The sequence below is a fragment of the Hungatella sp. genome, assembly GCF_046966825.1.
In genome coordinates this window covers 1-14461 of the sequence record NZ_JBKVCZ010000159.1, presented here as the reverse complement: position 1 = coordinate 14461, position 14461 = coordinate 1, and the positions used below count along the sequence as shown (strand labels likewise).

Genomic DNA, 14461 nt, shown 5'->3' with positions numbered 1-14461 from the left:
TTCTTCGGTGCGCTGGCGGGATACGGGTTTGCAAAGCTTAAATTTCAGGGAAGAAAGGTGTCGTTTCTGATCCTGCTGTCGTCGATGATGATCCCGGCGGTCGCCACCATGATTCCCCAGTTCCTTGTCTTAAAATTCTTCCCTCTGGTGGGAGGCAACAACTTATTCGGACAAGGCGGAAATGGTTTTATCAACAGCTACTTTGCCATCATCATTCCGGGCGCGGTAGGGGCATTTGCAGTGTTTTTTATGAAGCAGTTCTTCGAGACGCTGCCGGATGAGCTGGCCGAGGCTGCCAGAGTCGATGGCTGCGGAGAGTTTAAGATATTTACGAAGATTTACTTTCCGCTGATCAAGCCTGCGGCCATTACGCTGGCGATCATGACATTCCAGTCGGGCTGGAACAGCTTTATGTGGCCTCTCATCGTGCTGAACTCCGATAAGATGAAGACGGTTCAGGTGGGGCTGGCCACATTTCAGTACCAGTATGACACCCAGTATGGCCCGCTGATGGCAGGCACGGTGATCGCCACCCTGCCCATGGTCCTGCTGTTCTTATTTGCACAGAAATACTACGTGGAAGGAATTGCCTTCAGCGGAGGAAAATAAATAATATTCAAACCAGAGAAAAGGAGAAAACGAATATGAAGAAGTTAATGGCGGCCGTTCTGACGGCCACGGTAGCGACAGGTCTGCTGGCCGGATGCAGCACGGGCAATGGCGGAAATGGTGAGAAGGGCTCTGAGGCGGCTGGAAAGCAGGAAGTGACCATGTGGGGCTCCATGAGCGGTGACGCAGTGGAGTACATCAACCAGATGACTGAGAACTACAACAATTCCCAGGAGAAGTACCACGTGACATACGCAGTACAGGACAGTATGGAGGAGAAGCTAGTCACCGCCATCGCCGGAGGGGACGTGCCGGACATCGTCATGTGGGACCGTTTTACCACGGCTACATACGCCGCAAAGGGAGCGTTTATGCCGCTGGATGACTACATAGCAGGCGACAGGGTGGATATGGATCAGTTTTACCAGCCCACAGTCGAAGAAATGAAGGGTAACGACGGCAAACAGTATGGCGTTCCCCTGACGGTGGATACGAGAATTCTCTTCTATAATAAAGACCTTTTAAAGGAAGCCGGAGTGAATCCGGAGGAAATCAGCACGTGGGATGCCTTAAAGACCGCCGCAGCGGCACTTACAAAGAGAGATGCAGGCGGAAAGCTGGAACAGTCCGGTTTTTCCCTGTCGGATCCGGGGCTTTTCAATAACTGGATTCTCCAGGCGGGCGGAAAAATGGTGGATGATACGGTGACGCCACCGGTTACCGCATTCAATTCCGAAGCGGGACTGGCTGTGCTGAATTACTGGGATGAACTGCTGAATCAGGAGAAGGTCTATGAGCTGGGCTTCGAGGATGGCTTCGGAGGAAACGGCTTTAAGGCAGGCAAGGTAGCCATCTGCTTCAACGGGCCGTGGGCGCTCAAATCCTTAGATGAGTCGGGAATCTCCTACGGTGTACTGGAACAGCCCGAGGGACCCGGAGGAGTGCGGTCCGCGATTATGGGCGGATTTGGCCTGGTAATACCGAGCAAGGCAAAGAATCCGGATGCCGCCTGGGACTTCATCAAATGGTGGACGACACAGCCGGAAAATGGTGTGGAATTTGCGAAGCTCAGTGCCAATCTTCCAGCCAATAAAAATGCGGCGGCAGACGATTACTTCATGAACGACGAGATTTTATCCGTATTTTCCAGGACCATGCTGTATGCTACGACGAGAATGCCGGTTCCGGGATACTCCGATGTGGAAGGCCTGGCACTTTGGCCGCAGCTGGATCTGTTTGTGGGCGGAACGCTCTCCGCAGAGGAGGTTCTGGCCACGGCTCAGAAACAGGGCGATAAGATTTTGGCGGAAGCGGCTTCCAAGTAAGCTGTAGGTTACGCTTCCCGCAGGAATAAAGAGGAGACAGAACGATGGCAAACTTAAACGATGCATTAAACCTGGCCCAGGAAGCGCTGGAGCGCTGTTACTGGGACGAAGAGAAGCAGTATTATGAGCACCATTTTCCGAGAAAAGAGGAGGAAGCCTTTGTATACTGGTGGCATGCCCATACGGTGGACGCCCTGCTGGACGGATACCTGCGCACCGGGGATGGCGTCTATATGGAACGGATCAGGAAGGAGCTGACCGGTACCTGGAACGCCAATCACCAGACCTTTCTCCACAACTGGTATGACGACATGGAGTGGATCGCCCTGGCGCTTCTGCGTCTCTGGGATGTGACGGAAAACGACGCATGCAGAGACCAGGTATTTACGATCTGGGAAGACGTGAAGACGGCCTGGAATGACCACATGGGCGGCGGACTGGCCTGGCAGAAAAAGCAGCTGGATTATAAAAATACGCCGGCCAACGCACCGGCTGCGATCCTGGCATTCCGTTTATACCAGAGATTTGGAAGGCCAGAGGATTTGGAGTGGGGCGAGCGGATCTTTCAGTGGAACTTACGCCATCTGGTGGATCCTGACAATGGATTTGTCTGGGACGGGATCAACCGTCTGGGCGACGGAAAAGTAGACTATGAGTGGGAGTTTACGTACTGTCAGGGCGTATTTATGCAGGCAGCTCTGGAGTACTACCATATTACAAAGGATGAGGCGTATTACGAGATGGCGCTTGCCACCTTTCGGGAGGCGAAACGGAGGCTGGCCGACAGCCACGGCGGTTTAATCCCATATGAGGGACCGGATGACTGCGGGCTGTTCCGGGGGATTTTCTTCCGTTACTGCCGTGAACTCTATGCGGAGAAGAAAAATGAGCCCGAGATCCGGGAGATGATTCACTTCCACGCGGAGACTGTGGCGAGCCGGGGAATGAACCGGGAGGGGCTGATCGGCGGCAGCTGGGATGAGCCGGAGACAGGCACTGTGGATCTGGCCCAGCATCTGAGCGGAATCATGGTGATGGAGATGGCAGCAAGGTGCTGACCAGGGAGCGGGAGCCGTTTGACTCCTGTAAGGACACATGGTATTATATAAATGATATATCATTTATATAATACCATGCAGTCTGGATGAAATGATAGAAAACGGCGGGGCTGAAAGAGAAGGAAGGGGAGCTTTCTTCTCCTTGGCCCGTCTGCGCACAGGTTGTGTGAAGAATGGAGGAAGTCATGAAGGGAAAGCCATTATATGAAAGAATTTATCTGGAGATATTAAATGACATACGGTCAGGGAAGTATGAGACCGGTGTGCGGCTCCCTTCTGAGAAAGAACTGTGTGGAATCTATAATGTGAGCAGGATAACAGGAAAAAAGGCGATGGATATGCTGGCGGAGCGGAACATTATCACCCGGATGCCGGGGAAGGGATCATTTGTCAATGACTCCTGGGAGCAGGCGGCAGAGTCGCTTCCGCAGGAGACAAAGACGGATTCTCCGGTGATCGGTGTGATCATGGACGGTTTTGGCGGCAGCTACGGGTATAAGCTGATTCTGGGAATTGAGAAGACCTGCAGGGAACTGGGATATTACATGGTGCTTCACTGTACCAATGGCAGCAGGGAGGAGGAGAGCCGGGCAGTGGACCGGATGCTTTCCCTGGGCGCACAGGGGATCATCATCATGTGCGTGCACGGAGAGAATTTTAACTCGACTGTGCTGAAACTGGCGGTGGAGGAGTACCCCATCGTACTTTTAGACCGGAGGCTGAAAGGCGTTCCGGTATCGTACGTGGGGACGGACAACCAGAAAGCGGCCAGGGAACTGACGGACTGGCTCCTGGACCGGGGCCACCGGAATATCTGCTTTGCGTCCCACTGCGGAGTGGACACCCCTACGATTGCAGACCGTCATCTGGGCTTTCTGGACAGCCATTTAGAACACGGTCTGACCACGAATGAGTCCATGTGGCTGACGGATTTAAAGGCGACGCTGCCGTCCCACCGCACGGAGGAATCGCTCCGCGAGGACTATGATAAGGTGAAGGCGTTTATCGGAAGCCATCCGGATATCACGGCATTTTTCGCGGTGGAATACGATATTGCCAGAATCATCCGGAGTTCTCTCGTGCAGCTGGGCGTGGAGGAGAAGTATACGATTGTATGCTTCGACGGCTATGACAATATAACCGGGGAAGAGGAATTTACCCATATCAGCCAGGACGAGATCGCCATGGGACAAACGAGTGTATCCCTTGTGAGAGATCAGTTAAATGGCAGCCGGAATATCGAGCCGGTGCTGATTCCGTATAAGATTATTCCTGCGAGCAACGAGGAATTTGACTGAGACAGTTTAGCAGCCACTAAGATGGGTGTAAGAAAATTTACAAGAGCACTCACAGGCTGAATGGAGGAAAAATGATAGAGAGACCGGAAATACTGACAGAGACAGCTGACGAGCTGGAAAATTACTATAAGAAAGCGTACCCGCCGCTGGCGCCGCTTGTGAAACCATGTTTTTTAAATACCATTGATACGACAGTAAAGAAGCTGGGGGAAGAGGAGTATTTCGTAATCACCGGAGATATCGAGGCCATGTGGCTCCGCGACTCCTCTTTTCAGGTGATGCACTACGTGCCGTTTGCAGCAAAGGACGAGAAGCTGCGGGCAATTCTGCGTGGCATTATAGGAAAACAGGCGAGTCAGATTTTGACGGACCCGTATGCCAACGCGTTTAACGAGGTTCCGGACGGCAGAGGCCACCAGGATAAAACGCAGTTAAACGACTGGGTATGGGAGCGGAAATACGAGCTGGATTCCCTCTGTGCGCCCCTTTATCTGGCGCATGCCTACTGGAAGGAGACTGGCTGCGCCGATATCTTTACAGAAGAATTTGAGCGGATGATGGCCGTACTCTTAGCGGTGGTAAAAACCGAGCAGGACCATGATAATTCAGCCTATACCTTTGAGCGGTCCGACTGCCCGGAGACCGACACCCTTCCGTGCGGCGGACTGGGGAATCCGGTGGGGCTTACGGGAATGTCCTGGTCTGGCTTTCGCCCATCCGATGACTGCTGCACGTATGGCTATCTGATTCCTTCCAATATGATGGCAGTGGTTGCGCTGGGGTATGGGGAGGAGATTCTCCGGAAGGTATTAAAGAACATTTCCCTGGCAGAGGAATATGCGAAGACGAGGAAGCAGATCCAGGAGGGAATTGAAGCGTTTGGAATGGTGGAGCATCCGCGCTGCGGGAAGATGTACGCCTACGAGACAGACGGACTGGGCCATTATAATCTGATGGATGACGCCAACTCTCCCAGCCTTTTAGCCATGCCGTACTTACATTACTGCGGCTGTGAGGATGAATTCTATGTTAATACGAGAAAATTTATACTGTCCGGGGATAACCCGTTTTACTATCGCGGCGCCTGCGCGGATGGTGTGGGAAGCCCCCATACGCCGGAGGATTACATATGGCATATCGCGATTGTCATGCGCGCGCTGACCTCGGCTGACCGGGGAGAGATCCTGGCCTGCCTGGAGCAGCTGGCCGGAACACACGCGGGGCTGAACTTTATGCATGAGAGCTTCCACAAAGATGATCCCACCCGGTTTACCCGCTCCTGGTTTGCCTGGGCCAACAGCCTGTTTTCCGCGTTGATGCTGAAACTGAAGGAAGAAGAGTTTTTCACGTTTGGAGAGAAATAGGATCGAAATATCAACAGAGTTAGTTCGTAAATGAATTGACACGCAGTTTCCCCAGAGAATCTTCTGGTAAAGGACGGAAGCCTTTGCGGTGTGATTGATTTCGTCATTATGGGGACAGGCGATCCCGCCTGTGATTACGCAATGGCCTGGACATTTTTTGACAGCCAAAGCAGAAAGCGTTTTTTGCAGGGACTGCACAGCGATACGATTGACAGAGCGAGAGGATGGGCGCTGTGGAAGGCGCTTATCACCTTGAATGCAATTTTAGAAGAATAGATTTGCGGATGTTCTTATGAGGAGAGACCGGGACAAAGGTGGAGGCAGAACGGAAGGTTGCGGCGAAGGCGTACAGATTTCAGCAAGGGCTGGAAACGAAATCTGTGCGCTTTTCTGATTGCCGCGGAGGCTCGTGCTGAGCGTGTGCGGGAGAGTGTTAAAACTGTTTGACACTATTTATGGAGGGGAAAGATGGGATTATCAGTTGGAGAGGAAACGAGATTTGGAATGAATCACGCGGCCGAAGAGGAGCCGAAGGAGAGAAGGAAAAATGTTATCTGGTTCATCAGCGACCAGCACAGGGGGCAGGCGATGGGAATTCACGGTGATCCCAATGTGTCAACGCCCAACATGGACTGGCTGGCCCGCACCGGCTGTGACTTTGAAATGGCGTATTCCGGCATGCCGCTGTGCAGCCCGTTTCGGGGTTCCATGCTGACAAGCCGCTATCCGCACCACTGTGTGCCGGGCCATGAATATCCGCTGGATCCGAAGCTGCCGACGGTTGCCAGTGTATTCCGGGAACATGGTTACGAGACTCTTTATCTGGGGAAATGGCATCTGGATGGATTCCATGAGAGCGAGGGCCGGGCGGCATTCCATCTAATCCCGAAAGAGCGGAGAGGCGGTTTTGAAAAGTGGCTGGGATATGAGAATAACAACAGTCCATGGGATTCCTATGTACACGGAGACATGGGGGAGGGCGAGGTGATGAAGAAGCTGGAGGGCTATGAGACCGATGCCCTTACAGCCCTTTTGCTCCAATATCTGGATGAGGACAGGGAACGGCCATTTTTTGCGGTGATCTCGGTTCAGCCGCCCCACGATCCGTTTATTGCGCCGCCTGAATTTATGGGAGGCAGGAGCAGAGGAAGCGTTGAATTCAGGCAGAATGTACCGTCGCTGCAAAAGGTCAGGGACCGGGCGGCCGAAGATCTGGCCGGGTACTATGGAATGATTGAAAATGTGGACTGGAATCTGGGACGGGTGATCGGTAAGCTTCGTGACAGGAAGCTGCTGGAACAGACACATGTCATGTACTTCAGCGATCACGGAGACATGATGGGCTCTCACGGACAGTTCCGAAAGATGACGCCTTATGAGGAAGCGGTGAGAATTCCGTTTTTGATTGGTGGAGAGATTCCGCTGGATTACGGTACAAGGGGCTGCAAGGCGGTGAAGCGGGTGATGATAAACCATGTGGATATCGCCCCGACCACGCTGGGATTGTGCGGCATTGAGAAGCCAGTCTGGATGGAGGGCTTTGATTACTCCTTCTGCAGGTTAAACCGGAGCGAAAAGCACGACGAAATCCCGGATTCCGTATATCTCCAGTCGGTGGCGCCCAACGGGGGACCGGACAGCGTGGATCAGCCGTGGCGTGGAATCGTGACCATGGATGGCTGGAAGTATGTGAGATTTCACGGAATGCCGTGGCTTCTGTACCACCTAACGGAAGATCCGCTGGAAGAGGTGAACCTGGCACACAACGGGGAATTTCGGGAAAAACGTCTGGAGCTGGAGGCACGGCTCCGGGAGTGGGAGGAAAAGACCGGGGATTTCGAGAGCTCCCGCATTGTAAGAGAGGAAAAAGTATGATATACTTTGGAGACAATTAAGAGACTGTTATAAGGGGGGACTGCGGACGCGGATTCCGCAGCATATACGGATGAAAAAATATATTGGAAACAGGGCTTTTTATCGTATGATACTCGCGATCGCGGTGCCGATCATGGTTCAGAACGGCATCACGAACTTTGTGGGGCTTCTGGATAATATTATGGTCGGAATGGTGGGAACGGAGCAGATGTCCGGCGTGGCCATCGTGAATCAGCTGATGTTTGTGTTTAATATCAGCATTTTCGGGGCGATTTCCGGCGCGGGTATTTTCAGCGCGCAGTTTTATGGCAGTGGAAATCATGAGGGCGTGCGCCATACGTTCCGTTTTAAGCTTATTTTCAGCGCCCTGATTATCGTCGTGGCGGGCCTTCTGTTTCTGGTATGGGGAGAGAGTTTTATATCCATGTATCTTCACGGTGAAGAGGATGCGGCGGGGCTGGCTCTGGCGCTGGATCAGGGGCGCAAGTACATGCTGGTCATGATTGTGGGGATGATTCCGTTTGGCATCGAGCAGGTTTACACCAGCACCTTAAGGGAGTGCGGAGAGACGGTTATCCCCATGAAAGCGGGAATCGTGGCCGTTCTTGTGAATCTCGTCTTAAACTATATCCTTATTTTTGGAAAGTTCGGCGCGCCGGTGCTGGGCGTAGTAGGCGCGGCGGTTGCTACCGTGATATCCAGATTTATCGAGGCTGGGATTGTCATTCGGTGGACGCACTGCCATAAAAAGAAGAATCCATTTATCACAGGGGCGTATCGCAGCCTGTACATACCCGGAAGTCTGGTGAGGCAGATCGTTATCAAGGGGATGCCCCTGATGGTCAACGAGGTTCTGTGGGCCGGCGGCATGGCGACGTTAATGCAGTGTTACTCTGTGCGCGGACTGGCGGCAGTGGCGGGAATTAATATTTCCTCCACCATCGGAAATGTATTCAATGTGGTGTATCTCGCCTTAGGCAACTCGGTGGCCATCATCATCGGCCAGCTGCTTGGGGCAGGAAAGATGGACGAAGCACGGGATACAGATACGAAGCTGATTGCATTTTCCGTGTGTCTCTGCCTTGGAATCGGCGCTGTGCTGGCGCTTCTTGCCCCTCTGTTCCCGATGATTTACAATACGACGGATGAAGTGAAGGCGCTGGCAACGTCATTTATCCGGGTGATTGCGCTGTATATGCCGATGGGGGCATTTCTGCACGCGTCGTATTTTACCCTGCGTTCCGGCGGGAAGACGATTGTGACCTTCGTCTTTGACAGTGTGTTCATGTGGGTGGTCAGTATTCCGTGCGCCTACGTGCTGAGCCGCTACACGGCGGTGCCGATCGTCCCCCTCTATTTCGCATGCCAGATGATCGAGATTATTAAATGCGTGATCGGGTACGTGCTGGTGAAAAAGGGGATATGGCTGCAGAATATTGTGGAGGCGTAGAGCGCGTCTGAAAATTGCTTTCCGTCAGCTGCGCTCCAGGCTGAGGGGGCAGAAACGGCGTGCCGGACACGGTGCCCGGGTCAGGATGAAAAAGAGGAGAGGTGCGGTAACTTTAATCGGAAGCGGCAGGCCGGAAGTGAAGGTGTGCGATATCATAAATGGAATACCGAAGGTGAAACGGGGGGAAAAGGGGGAGTATATTGAGCTTCGACTGAGGTATTCCCTGTTTCACAGAGAAATCAAGCGGTATGATAAGGAGAGTTTTGAGGAAATAAAGAGGCGGTAGGGGTAGAGGCTATTGCAGAGAAAGTAATGCAGCTGGACGGTTTTCTGTCATTGGGACGGAGGCGTTCGGCTGCTTTTTTTCTTGACGCGTGTGTGGGAAAGGGGGAGATAAAAATAAAAGGGGTTGACATAGTAAATAGTTATATGTTATAAGTAACATATGCAAAAGGTAACATAGATGAAAGATAACATACAAATGGGATGACACATAAAGAGATGACATATGGAAGCATTGATGGGTGAACCCAACAATACCCGTCCCCAACCCCAACGATAAGCGGCTAAAATGCCGAAAGACCGTTTCATCATCACAAAGGAGGCTTATTACCATGGTAACAATCGATTACACAATTTTAGGAATGCTGAGCTGGAAGCCGATGACTGGCTACGATATGAAGCGCATGATGCAGAATTCGCCGGTCATGTACTGGTCGGGGAATAACAATCAGATCTATAAAGCATTGGTACAGCTTCTTGATATGGGCTATGTTACAAACGAGCTACAGTACCAGGAAAGCGCGCCCAACAAGAAGGTTTATTCGATCACGGACAGTGGGAAGGCAGCCCTGGAAGCATGGATTCTGGAGACAGAGCCGGAAATTCCGGAGTTTAAGAAGGCGTTTCTGATTCAGATTTCCTGGGCCGGACTGATGGAAAAAGAAAAGATTGACCAACTTCTTGCCCGGTATGAGGAACAGGTCAGAGAGCAGATTGCAATGCGGCAGGAGGAGAAGCGGCGTCAGAAATATTTTCCAAACCGGTCTGAGCAGGAGCACTATGTATGGGACCAGATCTATGATAATCTCTGCCAGTCCTATGAGGCTGAACTTCAATGGACTGTCCGGTTCCGCGAAGGACTGAAGGCATTGAAATGACGACTGTAAAATGCATGAAAATGAAGTAATGAGGAAAATACCAGGCCCCATCAGTTGGTTGTCAGGGAGTCAACCGTTATTTATCAAGTAGTTATCGGACAGTCGCTTCCGAAATAATTAATTACCTGGTAATAGATCTCTGCATTTAATGAACAAACAAGTAATGAATCGCCACAATAAATCAAAAGAAAGGTAGAAATATGGTATGCAGACAGAAATTATAACGATGAATCAGGCAAAAGCCGCAGTCATTTACAGCGAAGAATGCATTCTCAAGGACGCACAGTCGGCGCTGGACTTCATTATGAGTATCAAATATGAGACTGATTGTGAAAGGATTGCGCTGAATAAGAAGGCGATCGCAGAAGAATTTTTCATTCTCAGCACAGGGCTGGCAGGCGAAATCTTGCAGAAGTTTATAAATTATGGGATAAAGTTCGCGGTCTACGGAGATTTTTCCAGATATACAAGCAAGCCCCTGAAGGATTTCATATACGAGAGTAATCATGGAAAGGATGTGTTCTTTACCAGCGACCGGGAAGAGGCGGTAAAAAGGCTTACCGAAATACGGTAAGCCCGGAGAAGCCAGGTCTATCGGATTGCCTTTGCCGGAACGCCTGCAACAACCGCATGATCCGGAATATCCCGGATGACAACGGCGCCGGCCCCCACTATGGTTTCGGCCCCTACCCTGATATCGTCGATGATCGTACATCCGATCCCTAAATATGCTTTTCGGCCGATCTCTGTGTGCCCTGCCATGGCGGCCCTGGGACAGATATTGACAAAGTCTTCGATCACACAGTCGTGTTCGATGACAGCTCCGGTATTTACAATGCATCCGATGCCAACAGAAGCGTTTGTATTAATTACGGCTCCGGCCAGCACGGTACAGCCTTCCGAAATTACGGCGGAGGGACTGATCACCGCTGTGGGGTGGAGGAGGGATGCCGGGTGAAGCCCTAAAGAAGCCAGCTTCGCAAGCTTTGCCTCGCGAAGGTCATTGCTGCCGGTTGCGACGATCACTTCATCATAAGCGCTGAGAATATCAAAGAGATTCTCGTCTGTTTCCTCATAGATTTTGTGGCCGGGTATCTGCCGGGGTTCCTTTTCACGGATCGTTAAAAAATCAATCACGTCATATCGTTTCATTGCCAGAGCGCATTCTGCTGTTACCGTTCCCTGGTCTCCGGCTCCCCAAATCAATAATCTCTTCATTCCAAATCCCCCTTTGACGTCTGCCAGACAGTAGGAATACAGTTCTTAAGCGTCTGCGCAATTCTGGATTCACACTCTTTGCACCTGGTATCGGCCCAGGGGCTTATTCAAAATAGCCATCTGTCCTATGTAGGTTATCGTTTGATTTTAGCAGTGATGGTAATAGATTTATACCTCATAATAGATTTACTATCTGAGTATATTTTACGATAAATAAAAGTAAAAAGCAAACAAATGTTTGACAATCGGCCGCTGTTTCTCTGAATTACTTTGGAATGGACCGGGGCATGGTCTGTGATCGATCGGATTTCAGGCTCGCAGCAGCTGGAAGACTGGGATTTGTGGTCTGCAGCAAGGACCGGGATGCTTGTGCACGGTATGTGACAGTAAAATTTTAAGGATAATTGCAAGAATACCTCAAACTCAAACAAAACTGAAACAAAACTATGCTATAATAAGAAAAAAAGTCGGAAAAGGAGGATGAAGATGCGCATCCTGTACCAGTGGATTGGGGACGGAAGCCAGAGAATCAGGGAAAATTATAACGCGTCCGACAGCAGGTCCCTGCACATTACGGGGCGGCAGGCGCTTTTTGCATGCTGCTGGGGCTGGGGAAAATTATCTCCGGCGCGCTGTCGCTTTCGGTGTTTGCCTGCATGAACGGCTGTTATACCCTGGGTATGACGGCAGCAAGGTACTGCGCCCTGGCAGGAACTGTGCGGTCTAAGGAACGGAAAAATCAGTATTTCTATTACCGTCTTGCCGGCGCCGTCATGGTAGCCGCCAGCCTGTTGTATGTTGCATATTCCCTTTGGACAATCCGCCATCCGAAAACAGTCAATTATGGAAAGATCACGGCTATCACCATTGCAACGATCACCTTTACGGAGATCGGTGTCAATGTATGGGGCGTAATAAAATACCGGAAGTACCATTCCCCTCTGCTTCACGCGCTGAAGATTATCAGCCTGGGGACTTCGCTGATCTCGCTGGTGCTGACCCAGTCAGCGATTCTTGCGTTTGCAGATGAGGCGCAGGATCCGTCGGTCAACGGTTTTCTGGGAACGGTAACCGGAATCTGTGCGGCCCTGCTCGGTGTTTATATGATCCGGCGCATCAACCGGATTGAGGCTGAGGACCTGCATAGAGAGGACTCTTATAAGGAAAACACCTATAATATGAAGGGAGACGATCTTTATGATTCACATACTGGTGGTAGATGATGACGAGAAACTGACGCAGAGTATCTGCAGCTACTTAAATAACTGCGGTTATGAGGCGAAAGGAATGCTGTCTGCGGAAAGTGCCTATGATGAGATGTACAGCAGTCTTTATGATCTGATTATTTCTGATATCATGATGCCTGGAACGGACGGCTTTGCATTTGCCGAAACGATTCGCAGGCTGAATAAGAGAATCCCAATTCTGTTTGTCAGTGCCAGAGACGATCTGTCCTTTAAACAGAGGGGGTTCGATCTGGGGATCGACGATTATATGGTCAAACCTCTGGACTTAAGCGAACTGCTGATGCGGGTGCGGGCGCTGCTCCGCAGGGCTAATATCGAGGCCAGCCGCAGACTGACGGTGGGAAGTCTGGTTCTGGACGCTGATGCCATGGAGATCACACAGGGCGAACAGGAGATTCCGGTGACCACGCGGGAGTTTAACATCATGTTCAAACTGCTGTCGTACCCCAATCATACATTTTCCCGCTCCCAGCTGATGGATGAGTTCTGGGGCGTGGACAGCGATACCAGTCTGCGGGCCGTGGATGTCTATATCACGAAGCTGCGGGACAAATTTTCCGCCTGCAATGAGTTTGAGATCAGGACGATCCGGGGGCTGGGGTATAAGGCGGTGCTGTTATGACGATAAACAATGGTACGGAGGATGCACGGGTCACCCGCCGTTATTTCTTTTTTCCCGCCTATGTTGCCCTGGTGTTTCTGCTGGCGGTTCTGATGATGCTGCCGACGATCTTCTACGGCGGCGCCCATCTCATACTGGAGGAATCAGGCCCCTATATAAAATGGTACTTTCTGTATTGTATTGTTCTTGCGGCTTTCGTATCCGGCGGGCTGGCCCTGCGAAAGTATCTGAATTTTGACCGCCCGATTAAGAAGCTGAGCGCTGCCGCCAGACAGGTGGCGGAGGGGGATTTTTCCGTCTACATTCCCAAGCGCCATACCTCCAATGACATGGACTATATTGACGCGTTGTTTGTGGACTTCAACAAGATGGTGGAGGAGCTGGGATCCATCGAGACGCTGAAAAATGATTTTGCGGCCAACGTTTCTCATGAGTTGAAGACGCCTTTGGCGGCCATCCAGAACTATGCGCAGCTTCTTGACACCACGGAACTGACGCCGATACAGCAGGAGTATACAGACCGGATTCTGTCGAGCACACAGCGCCTCACGTCGCTGATCTACAACATTCTGAAGCTGAACAAGCTGGAAAGCCAGAAAATACAGCCGAAGCCGGAGCCATACGATCTCTGCCGCCAGCTCAGCGACTGTGCCATCGGCTTCGAGGCTGTCTGGGAGCAGAAAAACATTAATTTTGAAGCGGACATGGAGGACCGTGCCGTAATCGAAGCAGATGAAGAGCTTATGGAGCTGGTATGGAACAACCTGCTGTCCAATGCCTTTAAGTTTACAAAAGCGGGGGGAACGGTGAGCCTGCACCAGTTTTCTGACGGAGAGCGCATCATCACAGAGGTGGGGGATACCGGATGCGGTATGACGCCGGAGATGATGAAGCATATGTTTGACAAATTTTATCAGGGGGATACGTCCCATTCCACAGAGGGAAACGGCCTTGGCCTGGCCCTGGTGCTGCGCGTCCTGGAGATGAGCGGCGGGACGATTACCGTGAACAGCACAGAGGGGAAGGGCACCGTCTTTACGGTCTCGCTGCCCCGCACAGCACTGGCACAGAAGGAGGAATCACAGACATCATGACAAGAATCAGAAAAGACGGCGCGGAATACGTGGGATATGAATACAAGGAAAAGTCTGTCCCGGCCTCATTTGCATCGCTGTATCTGGACAGTTATCCCTGTTTCGGATGGGAGGAAGATCCAAACGGTGTGAGCCGTAAAG

15 protein-coding genes are annotated in these 14461 nt (G+C 51.5%); 14 read left to right on the top strand and 1 reads right to left on the bottom strand.

The annotated features are described in order from the left end of the window. The 11 genes from ACLTD4_RS29375 to ACLTD4_RS29325 form a co-directional block, all read left to right on the top strand. Positions 1 to 609: carbohydrate ABC transporter permease (locus ACLTD4_RS29375; protein WP_412331778.1), on the top strand; the 609-nt coding region annotated here is incomplete at its 5' end. A 35-nt stretch (positions 610 to 644) separates the two neighbouring features. Further along, positions 645 to 1934, top strand: a complete 1290-nt coding sequence (locus tag ACLTD4_RS29370) for an ABC transporter substrate-binding protein (RefSeq protein WP_117621289.1) — start codon at positions 645 to 647, stop codon at positions 1932 to 1934. A gap of 44 nt (positions 1935 to 1978) precedes the next feature. Continuing rightward, positions 1979 to 2992, top strand: a complete 1014-nt coding sequence (locus tag ACLTD4_RS29365) for a glycoside hydrolase family 76 protein (protein ID WP_055653881.1) — start codon at positions 1979 to 1981, stop codon at positions 2990 to 2992. 185 nt (positions 2993 to 3177) lie between these two features. Further along, positions 3178 to 4290, top strand: coding sequence for a GntR family transcriptional regulator (locus tag ACLTD4_RS29360; protein ID WP_117621288.1), 1113 nt, complete (start codon positions 3178 to 3180; stop codon positions 4288 to 4290). Between the two features lie 71 nt (positions 4291 to 4361). Beyond that, positions 4362 to 5654 (top strand): glycoside hydrolase family 125 protein, encoded by a 1293-nt coding sequence (locus ACLTD4_RS29355; protein ID WP_117621287.1) that lies wholly within the window; start codon positions 4362 to 4364, stop codon positions 5652 to 5654. A gap of 63 nt (positions 5655 to 5717) precedes the next feature. Continuing rightward, on the top strand, positions 5718 to 5930 hold the full coding sequence (locus ACLTD4_RS29350; RefSeq protein WP_117621286.1) for a phosphotransferase: 213 nt from the start codon (positions 5718 to 5720) through the stop codon (positions 5928 to 5930). Positions 5931 to 6122: 192 nt separating this feature from the next. Next, positions 6123 to 7529: a sulfatase-like hydrolase/transferase gene (locus ACLTD4_RS29345; protein ID WP_117621285.1), complete on the top strand. Its 1407-nt coding sequence runs from the start codon at positions 6123 to 6125 to the stop codon at positions 7527 to 7529. 70 nt (positions 7530 to 7599) lie between these two features. After that, positions 7600 to 8979 carry an MATE family efflux transporter gene (locus ACLTD4_RS29340; RefSeq protein ID WP_081034182.1) on the top strand — a complete coding sequence of 460 codons (1380 nt, stop codon included), beginning with the start codon at positions 7600 to 7602 and terminating at the stop codon, positions 8977 to 8979. A gap of 85 nt (positions 8980 to 9064) precedes the next feature. Continuing rightward, positions 9065 to 9265 carry a UDP-N-acetylmuramoyl-tripeptide--D-alanyl-D-alanine ligase gene (locus tag ACLTD4_RS29335; RefSeq protein WP_117621361.1) on the top strand — a complete coding sequence of 67 codons (201 nt, stop codon included), beginning with the start codon at positions 9065 to 9067 and terminating at the stop codon, positions 9263 to 9265. A 328-nt stretch (positions 9266 to 9593) separates the two neighbouring features. Beyond that, positions 9594 to 10139 (top strand): PadR family transcriptional regulator, encoded by a 546-nt coding sequence (locus ACLTD4_RS29330; RefSeq protein WP_055653870.1) that lies wholly within the window; start codon positions 9594 to 9596, stop codon positions 10137 to 10139. 205 nt (positions 10140 to 10344) lie between these two features. After that, positions 10345 to 10713 (top strand): DUF4180 domain-containing protein, encoded by a 369-nt coding sequence (locus ACLTD4_RS29325; protein ID WP_117621284.1) that lies wholly within the window; start codon positions 10345 to 10347, stop codon positions 10711 to 10713. A gap of 17 nt (positions 10714 to 10730) precedes the next feature. Here the strand turns inward: ACLTD4_RS29325 and ACLTD4_RS29320 are convergent, their stop codons facing one another. After that, positions 10731 to 11357: an acetyltransferase gene (locus ACLTD4_RS29320; protein WP_117621283.1), complete on the bottom strand. Its 627-nt coding sequence runs from the start codon at positions 11355 to 11357 to the stop codon at positions 10731 to 10733. A 596-nt stretch (positions 11358 to 11953) separates the two neighbouring features. Here ACLTD4_RS29320 and ACLTD4_RS29315 point away from each other — a divergent pair. The 3 genes from ACLTD4_RS29315 to ACLTD4_RS29305 are packed head-to-tail and all read left to right on the top strand — an operon-like array spanning position 11954 to position 14320. Further along, positions 11954 to 12580: a hypothetical protein gene (locus tag ACLTD4_RS29315; protein WP_117621282.1), complete on the top strand. Its 627-nt coding sequence runs from the start codon at positions 11954 to 11956 to the stop codon at positions 12578 to 12580. Next, a complete protein-coding gene (locus tag ACLTD4_RS29310) occupies positions 12555 to 13226 on the top strand; it encodes a response regulator transcription factor (protein WP_002602568.1) in 672 nt (223 codons plus the stop codon). Before ACLTD4_RS29315 ends, ACLTD4_RS29310 begins: the two co-directional genes overlap by 26 nt. Then, entirely contained in the window at positions 13223 to 14320 is a 1098-nt protein-coding gene (locus tag ACLTD4_RS29305) for a sensor histidine kinase (RefSeq protein WP_117621281.1), read from the top strand. The genes ACLTD4_RS29310 and ACLTD4_RS29305 overlap by 4 nt, the downstream gene beginning before the upstream one ends. Positions 14321 to 14461: the final 141 nt, after the last annotated feature.

Bases quoted from the DNA above. Each gene is read 5' to 3' on its own strand.
- ACLTD4_RS29370 (WP_117621289.1), top strand. From the start codon at position 645: ATGAAGAAGTTAATGGCGGCCGTTCTGACGGCCACGGTAGCGACAGGT.
- ACLTD4_RS29340 (WP_081034182.1), top strand. From the start codon at position 7,600: ATGAAAAAATATATTGGAAACAGGGCTTTTTATCGTATGATACTCGCG.
- ACLTD4_RS29355 (WP_117621287.1), top strand. From the start codon at position 4,362: ATGATAGAGAGACCGGAAATACTGACAGAGACAGCTGACGAGCTGGAA.
- ACLTD4_RS29345 (WP_117621285.1), top strand. From the start codon at position 6,123: ATGGGATTATCAGTTGGAGAGGAAACGAGATTTGGAATGAATCACGCG.
- ACLTD4_RS29305 (WP_117621281.1), top strand. From the start codon at position 13,223: ATGACGATAAACAATGGTACGGAGGATGCACGGGTCACCCGCCGTTAT.
- ACLTD4_RS29365 (WP_055653881.1), top strand. From the start codon at position 1,979: ATGGCAAACTTAAACGATGCATTAAACCTGGCCCAGGAAGCGCTGGAG.
- ACLTD4_RS29330 (WP_055653870.1), top strand. From the start codon at position 9,594: ATGGTAACAATCGATTACACAATTTTAGGAATGCTGAGCTGGAAGCCG.
- ACLTD4_RS29335 (WP_117621361.1), top strand. From the start codon at position 9,065: ATGAAAAAGAGGAGAGGTGCGGTAACTTTAATCGGAAGCGGCAGGCCG.
- ACLTD4_RS29320 (WP_117621283.1), bottom strand. From the start codon at position 11,357: ATGAAGAGATTATTGATTTGGGGAGCCGGAGACCAGGGAACGGTAACA.
- ACLTD4_RS29360 (WP_117621288.1), top strand. From the start codon at position 3,178: ATGAAGGGAAAGCCATTATATGAAAGAATTTATCTGGAGATATTAAAT.
- ACLTD4_RS29325 (WP_117621284.1), top strand. From the start codon at position 10,345: ATGCAGACAGAAATTATAACGATGAATCAGGCAAAAGCCGCAGTCATT.
- ACLTD4_RS29310 (WP_002602568.1), top strand. From the start codon at position 12,555: ATGATTCACATACTGGTGGTAGATGATGACGAGAAACTGACGCAGAGT.
- ACLTD4_RS29315 (WP_117621282.1), top strand. From the start codon at position 11,954: ATGCTGCTGGGGCTGGGGAAAATTATCTCCGGCGCGCTGTCGCTTTCG.